At 56.0% G+C, this 1,423-nt stretch carries 2 protein-coding genes; one reads left to right on the top strand and one right to left on the bottom strand.

Annotation, left to right across the window (positions count from 1 at the left end):
- On the bottom strand, positions 1-916 hold a 916-nt coding region (locus ACXRVY_RS29090; protein WP_458238968.1), incomplete at its 3' end, for an NAD(P)/FAD-dependent oxidoreductase.
- 147 nt (positions 917-1,063) lie between these two features.
- Between ACXRVY_RS29090 and ACXRVY_RS29085 the strand changes: the two genes are divergently transcribed.
- A partial coding sequence (locus ACXRVY_RS29085) for a LysR family transcriptional regulator (protein WP_458238967.1) occupies positions 1,064-1,423 on the top strand: 360 nt, incomplete at its 3' end.

The following is a 1,423-nucleotide window of genomic DNA, read 5'->3' as shown; positions in this document are numbered from 1 at the left end:
GTTCCATCGCTGCGCCGATGATTTCTTCGAGACGGTTCAGTTCCGGTTGCAGCAGTTCCTGACCGAACGTTGCTGGAACACCATCGACTGCCCAGGCCACCGGCTCTCGCTCGTACGGGCCGAGGATCAGCCCCTTGCCCTCTTGGCGAAGGTAGTAGGAAATATCGGGATCGCGAAGCAGGGGAAGGTGCTGGGGCCGGTCCACCAGGGCTGGAATATTGTCAGTGACCAGATATTGATGTTCCAGGGAACAGATGGGGAACTGATGGCCGATCATCGCGGCCACTTCATTGGCTCTGAAACCTGCGGCGTTCACGATAATGTCTGCGTGAATGACGCCTTGTTCGGTCGTCACTTGCCATTTTTTGTCGGCGAGTTGAGTAATCGCGGTCACCGGATTGTGCCGAACAATGGTCGCGCCGTAACCACGTGCCAGTTGGGCCATGGCATTGGTCACGCTGGTCGGATCAATATGACCGTCATACGGGTCCCAAAGCCCACCCAGCAATCCGGTGGTGTCCAGGAAGGGATGCAGTTCTTTCAGGCGCTCACTGCCGACAACTTCGACGCCAGGCAAACCGGCAAGTGTAGCGAGGCCTGCGACCCGCTTGAACTCATCCAGACGTTCCTTGGTATGCGCGAGCCGGATCGAACCTGTTTGGTGATGACCGACCGATTGACCCGTCTGCTCCGCGAGCTGTTGATACAGCTCGATGCTGTTTTTCTGAAGCTTCATGATGTTCAGGCTGGTGCTGAACGACGGAAGGTTGCCCGCGGCGTGCCAGGTCGATCCAGATGTCAGTTCAAGCTTCTCCACCAGCATGACATCCGTCCAGCCGGATTTGGCCAGATGGTAAAGCGTGCTCACACCAGTAATACCACCACCAATCACTAAAACTTTGGCTTCCGATTTCATCTCGGGGGGATCCTTTGACGGGTCTATTGGAGACGTGATTCGCCGGGGCTCCGGGCGTCTGGATTCGATGCTAAGGCGCTTGAGATGGCACTACAAACGATGTATACCAGTGTCATTTATAAGTAGGGCTTATGCCGGGGTGTCGCGATGTCGTTGACCAATCTTCAGCTCAACTGGCTTCGGACGTTTGAATCAGTGGGGCGACATTTGAGCTTTTCGGCTGCGGCGATTGAGCTGAACATGAGCCAGTCGGCGGTGAGCCAGCAGATAAAATTGCTCGAGCACAAACTTGGCAAGGCGCTATTCCTGAGGCAAACACGTTCGATCCAGCTGACCGTTTCGGGGCGGGCGTATTTGGCAGTGGTCCGGGAAGGCCTTTGGCATATGCACCAAGGGATGAACAACATCTTCAGCTCGGTCGCCCAAGGCGTACTTGAATTGAGCGTCAACAACTCCTTTGCGCAGTTGTGGCTCGCCCCCCGCATGGAACGGTTCGCTGAGCTGTAT

The organism is Pseudomonas sp. P5_A2_2 (genome assembly GCF_054177685.1).
Note: the sequence above shows the minus strand (reverse complement) of the source record. Positions and strands in the feature narration are given on the sequence as shown.